This window comes from Teichococcus vastitatis (genome assembly GCF_003604215.1).
GTDB classification, from domain to species: domain Bacteria; phylum Pseudomonadota; class Alphaproteobacteria; order Acetobacterales; family Acetobacteraceae; genus Pseudoroseomonas; species Pseudoroseomonas vastitatis.
Map to the genome: position 1 here is coordinate 1 of NZ_QXGS01000085.1, position 4,953 is coordinate 4,953.

At 65.1% G+C, this 4,953-nt stretch carries 7 protein-coding genes; 3 read left to right on the forward strand and 4 right to left on the reverse strand.

All coding sequences use genetic code 11. The annotated features are described in order from the left end of the window. Positions 1-31 precede the first annotated feature (31 nt). Both D2K64_RS24790 and D2K64_RS22735 read right to left on the reverse strand, forming a co-directional pair. Complete coding sequence (locus tag D2K64_RS24790; protein ID WP_157986065.1) at positions 32-169, reverse strand: hypothetical protein; 138 nt, start codon at positions 167-169, stop codon at positions 32-34. A 254-nt stretch (positions 170-423) separates the two neighbouring features. Next, a complete protein-coding gene (locus D2K64_RS22735; RefSeq protein ID WP_120010662.1) occupies positions 424-1,014 on the reverse strand; it encodes an NAD(P)H-dependent oxidoreductase in 591 nt (196 codons plus the stop codon). A 106-nt stretch (positions 1,015-1,120) separates the two neighbouring features. Here D2K64_RS22735 and D2K64_RS22740 point away from each other — a divergent pair, with 106 nt between their 5' ends. The 3 genes from D2K64_RS22740 (at position 1,121) to D2K64_RS24795 (ending at position 2,655) form a co-directional block, all read left to right on the forward strand. Next, on the forward strand, positions 1,121-2,005 hold the full coding sequence (locus tag D2K64_RS22740; protein ID WP_238384387.1) for a LysR family transcriptional regulator: 885 nt from the start codon (positions 1,121-1,123) through the stop codon (positions 2,003-2,005). Then, complete coding sequence (locus tag D2K64_RS22745; protein ID WP_120010664.1) at positions 1,989-2,180, forward strand: hypothetical protein; 192 nt, start codon at positions 1,989-1,991, stop codon at positions 2,178-2,180. The genes D2K64_RS22740 and D2K64_RS22745 overlap by 17 nt, the downstream gene beginning before the upstream one ends. A 166-nt stretch (positions 2,181-2,346) precedes the next feature. After that, positions 2,347-2,655: a hypothetical protein gene (locus D2K64_RS24795; protein WP_157986066.1), complete on the forward strand. Its 309-nt coding sequence runs from the start codon at positions 2,347-2,349 to the stop codon at positions 2,653-2,655. A gap of 589 nt (positions 2,656-3,244) precedes the next feature. On the opposite strand, the gene D2K64_RS24800 is transcribed toward D2K64_RS24795, so the two are convergent. Beyond that, positions 3,245-3,493: a hypothetical protein gene (locus D2K64_RS24800; protein WP_157986067.1), complete on the reverse strand. Its 249-nt coding sequence runs from the start codon at positions 3,491-3,493 to the stop codon at positions 3,245-3,247. 701 nt (positions 3,494-4,194) lie between these two features. After that, entirely contained in the window at positions 4,195-4,875 is a 681-nt protein-coding gene (locus tag D2K64_RS26360) for a ChrR family anti-sigma-E factor (RefSeq protein WP_120010665.1), read from the reverse strand. Positions 4,876-4,953: the final 78 nt, after the last annotated feature.

The following is a 4,953-nucleotide window of genomic DNA, read 5'->3' on the forward strand; positions in this document are numbered from 1 at the left end:
TGCGTTCTGGTGAGCTGAGGTCCTGGCTCGGTCAGCCCTCCATGGCCGCAGCCGGGGCGCCGGAGCGGAAATCGCTCTCGCTGACCCACATCCGGTGCAGGATGCCCACCAGCTTGCGGGCCAGCGCCACCTTGGCCCGCTTGGCGCCGCGACGTTGGGCCAGCCGCATGCCCCAGGCCTTCAGCGCCGACCAGCGGGCAACCCTCGTCAGCAGCACCCCACCCAGTAGGGCGACAACCGGCAGGACCAGCCCGATGCCGAGTGCGGCATGGGCGCTCCGGACCTCCGCGTCGCGGAACAGCGCCTGTCTCGCAACGAGGAACTGCCCCAGCAGCCCGAGGGGAAGCGCGCGGGCGGCCGCACGAAGGTGCCCGGCGTGCCTTGCGCGAGGTCAGGAAGCGTGTCGAGGACGCGCCTCATCGCTCAGGCCTCCGCCAGGGTGCGCAAGGAGGGCTTGCGGGCAGAGACGGCCTCCGCCGTCGCCGCGATCCACCGCTTCAGGTGCGCGGCATAGGCTTCGCCCGCCGCCGCCAGTTCCTCGGCCGTGAGCTTGTTCGCCCGGTAGAGCAGGAAGGGCCGCGACCAGATCATCCCGCAGCGATGCGCGGTAGCCTCCAGCGGCCGCAACAGCTCCTCGAGCGGGTAGAGATTCGCGCCCGCCGGTCCATAGGCCTCCGGTACGTTTCCCGCCGTTGCGGCGAGGGTGACCGGCAGGCCACGCAGCCGCGCCCCCTCCTCCGGCCGGATGTAGAACAGCCAGGTCAGCACCGCGTCTTGCCAGGCCTTCAGCAGCGGAGGCGTCGCGTACCACTGCACCGGGAACTGGAGCACCAGCCGGTCGGCGGCGAGCAGCCGCCCGACCTCGGCCTCGGTGTCGATCGCGCCGTCGGGGTAGAGCGCGCCCATGTCGGCGATCTCGACGCCGGGCAGAGGCCACGCCGCGGCCAGCAGGGCGACATTCGCCTTCGAATGCGAGGGGGCGGGGTGGAAGAAGAGGATCAGGGTTCGGGACATCGCGGCCTCCTGTGTGCTGGACGGAAAGTGGGAGGGCACGCGAAATCACTCCAACAGATAATCTGCATATGCCATTATCCACGCCATGAACCTTCGTGGCGTAGACTTGAACCTCCTCGTCGTGCTCGACGCTCTGCTCGAGGAGGCGCATGTCTCCCGCGCCGCCGACCGGCTCGGCCTGTCGCAGCCCGCCACCTCCAGCGCGCTCGAGCGCTGCCGCCACCTGTTCGGCGACCGGCTGCTGGAGCGCGCGGCCGGAGGCATGCGCCTCACGCCCAAGGCCGAGGCGCTCCGACCGCGGCTGAAGGACGCGTTGGCGGGCCTCGTGGACGTGCTCGCCCCGCCGGAGGTGCTGCTTGCGGATCTCCGCCAGACCGTGCGGCTCCTCATGGCGGACAGCCTTGCCGCCCTCCTGCTCGCCCCGCTGGTAGCGGCGCTGTCGCGCACCGCGCCGGGCCTCGACCTTGTCGTGCAGCCCTGGCACGGCGCGCCGGCGGCGATGGAGGCGCTGACGCGCGGCACGCTCGACCTCGCGGCGTCAGTCTTCCCCTCGGCTGGCCCCGACATCTGCCGCAAGGAGTTGCTGCGGGAGGGCTATGTCGTCGCCATGCGCCACGACCACCCTGCCGTCACAGGCTTCGACCTCGACCGCTGGCTGTCCTATCCGCACGTGCTCGTCTCCGGCCGCGGGGAGGTGCACGGCGCGCTGGACGAGGTGCTAGCGCGGCATGGCCGGGTGAGGCGCGTGGGGCTCGTCGTGCCAAACTTTCTGCTGGTGCCGCCGCTGCTCCTCGGTTCCGACCTCATCGCGCTGCTGCCGGGTCGATCCATCGCGTCCGGGATGCGCGACGGGCTTGCAGTGCTGGAGCCGCCGGTCGCGGTGGAAGGCTTCTCGGTCCACCTCGCTTGGCACCGCCGGCGGGAGGGCGATGCGGGGGTGCGTCATGTGGCGACAACCCTTGGGGAGGTGGCCGGTGCTCATGCCCTGTGAGGTGATCGATCGGCGTGGTGGCGATTACGCCTACTTGGAGCACAGCTACGGCACTCAGCACGGCGTGGTGGTACTGGAACTGCTCGAGGCGGTGTTGCGGCGCCAGAAGCCGTGTAGGGCCAGCAAGCCGAGCGCCGCGCCCCCCCCGCCCAGCACCAGCTGGCGGGAGGTCTAGACGCGGCGAGTGCGAAATGCCGTTCGCCCATTGAACGTCCTATATTTCCAAGGACAGAACCAACTTCCAACTCAGTTACGCCGCACTGTTCGTCCCTGATCCGGCAGCCTGCGGAGGCGCCGAGCGGTACGGCCTTCTCCCCTTTTGGCAGCAGATCCGCGAGACTGTGAAGCGCTGGACCCGCGCCATCCACCACGCGGACAGCACGGCTGCCATCATGGATCTACTGGCCGAACAACCACTCGACAACAATCACATGGTCAGCACTGCCTGGCAGAAATCACCAGCCAACAGCGAAATTGGGCACGTACTTGAAGCCGCACGGGATGCCGGGTTTATCGGACAGCGCAATCCAGATAAATGTGTGCCGTCTCCGTTGTTCCCGCCGAAATTGGAGGCATTGCCAGGGTGTAAGCGCAGGGCTGATGAGCAGCGATCCACCTGTTTACGGCGTGGTACTGGTCGGCTGCTGTGAAAGGCTGGCGCGGTGGGTTCATCTGGAGCTGAAGCTCGCACTTTGAACTCCTGCAATCGATAGTTCGCAGGGCACCACGCGGTAGCCGTGAATCGACAGAGTAGGATGCCCGCAGCGCAGCTTCTTGATCCTGGGCCCAGGCATCATTTCGCGGTTCGTTCTGAACCCCGTTGGCAAGCGTTTTCAAGAACCGTGCTTCTTCCAAACGACGGCTTTCCAAAGCTGCGCGGTGTTGATCCGGTGATGGACTGGCTGTCGGAGTATGCACTGGTGCACAGGAGAGAAGGACCAGGGTCGCCAGAACTGCGCCGGAGAACTGGGTCGCCCGTCTGCAGGCCAGGGTCATGATAGTACCTCCAGAACGCAGTTTCCTGCTGTCTTACCTCGACCATACTGGCCAAAGCTGTTGGACGGTCGCTGTGCTGCGACCGGAGATCTGAATATGTACAAAGGCGCCTGATGCGAAGCTCGGCAGTGCGGGCGGTCCCACCCACTGGATGGAAGTGCCCCCTGAGATCGTGCGTGGAGCACCGCACGCGACAGTAAAGGTTCCGGAATGCACACAGAGCCGCGCCGTCAGGGCGCCAGTTCATTGGAAGAGGACGTAGGAGAGATTATCTACCGACCAATTGGGAGGCATGGTGATGTGGCAGAAGGCGCTCTCCCGGAAGGCATAAAGCCAGTGCTGATAAGGCACGGCCACAGTGGTGTCATAGGGCGGGTATGGGATACAGGTCGCACCGTTTATAACTTCTGATACGATTTCGGCGCGCCCCGGAAAGCCCAGGCCAGTGGAGAGCAGGACAACCGAAGCTTGCAGGCATTTGCTCAGGTTCATGGCAAGTCCCCTGAAGGCGCACCGCGTCTAAGTTTTCATGTCGTATTCGGAATGTTAATGCATTCCGCGGTCTCAAGCCATAAGAAAGGAGCGCTAGCGGCTTACAGTGAACTGAAAGCCATCTCTGACCTGAGCCCTGAAGTTCCTCAGGGCTAAGCTAGGCTTCGCCTGCATTGCTGCAGGTGATATTGTGCCTCGGCGCAACTGCTCATCTCGCGGCACAAACGCTTGTCGCCGCAGCTGAAGCCCGATGCTCCGGAAGCCGCTGAGGCTTGAGATGTGGAGGAGAGGGCAGGCTGCCCGATGGTGTGGTCCTGCCGGCGCCAAAAGCCCAGGACGGCACCCGCTCCGCCTCCGGCAGCGCCCACAGCCCGCGCCGGGCCTGCCGGGCATCGTCGTCCAAGGGCAGCACGGCGCCGTTGCGCAGGTACTGCCGGTACATTCAGGCGTGCTCTTGCCGGATCATCTTGGCATTGGCGTTGAGCCGGCTGACCTACACCGTGCCCACGCCGGAGCCGTGGCGATTGGTGTCCTGCACCAGCATGGCCACGGCCTTGCGGAACACCAGCGTGGAGAGCGCCTGTTGCGTCCGGCTACCCAAGGCTGGCGGCTCTTAAGGGCGTTGATCTCCGGCAGTTGCACCCGCACCTGCCGCCTGTTCACCGTCAGCAGGGTGAGCGTTTGGGATGGATCTTGTTGGCCTATATTCTCAGGTAAGTTCCCACCAGCCGCCCCAGTAGGCCTGGGAAGCGCAGCCGCCCCTGTGTGGCAATCAGGCAGATACAGTCCGCTGGACCCTCTGCCACTGGACGATGGCTGACGTTGTCCTCTGCCTCGGCCATGTCGCCGATGCCGTAACGACCACTCTCGTCCGCGAAAGATCCTTCCAGCACGCAAGTAAGCTCGAGACCCACGTGGCTGTGGCTGGGCAGCGCAACCCCAGGTTTGACGCGCAGCACGAACAGCGTCTCACAGCCAAACCGGCTACAACGTTCTTGCAACAGTACGCCAACACGAACACCGGGAGCAACCCAGCGCAGCTGGGGAGTAGGCCAGCCAAGGCGGCCAAGCATTGTTGCCGCTCTTCGACAAAGATCCATAACTGGCGGAGGAGAGAGCCCAATAGACGGAGGTGCTGGGGCAAGTTGGATGCGGTTCAGTGTTCGTTGCAGGGCGCCAGAGGCAAGCGGCGATAGAGGCAGTTCTCCGATCAGCAGCCTGCCATCATCTTCCGCGGTGGCGGCCACCGTGAGACAGCGCTTACACTGGAGAAGATGAGCTGCAACGGCGACGCCCGCAGCTTGCCCCAGCTTGCCCGCGACGTAGGAGGCCAGTGTCGCCGCACTGGGATGACGATTAGTAACCATTGCTTCCTCGGTCATCGCCCCCCTTTATGGAATGGCCCGCCCCTCTTTCGTAGCCTGTCTGTGGCCACTGGAAAGGGAAACGGAACATGGACG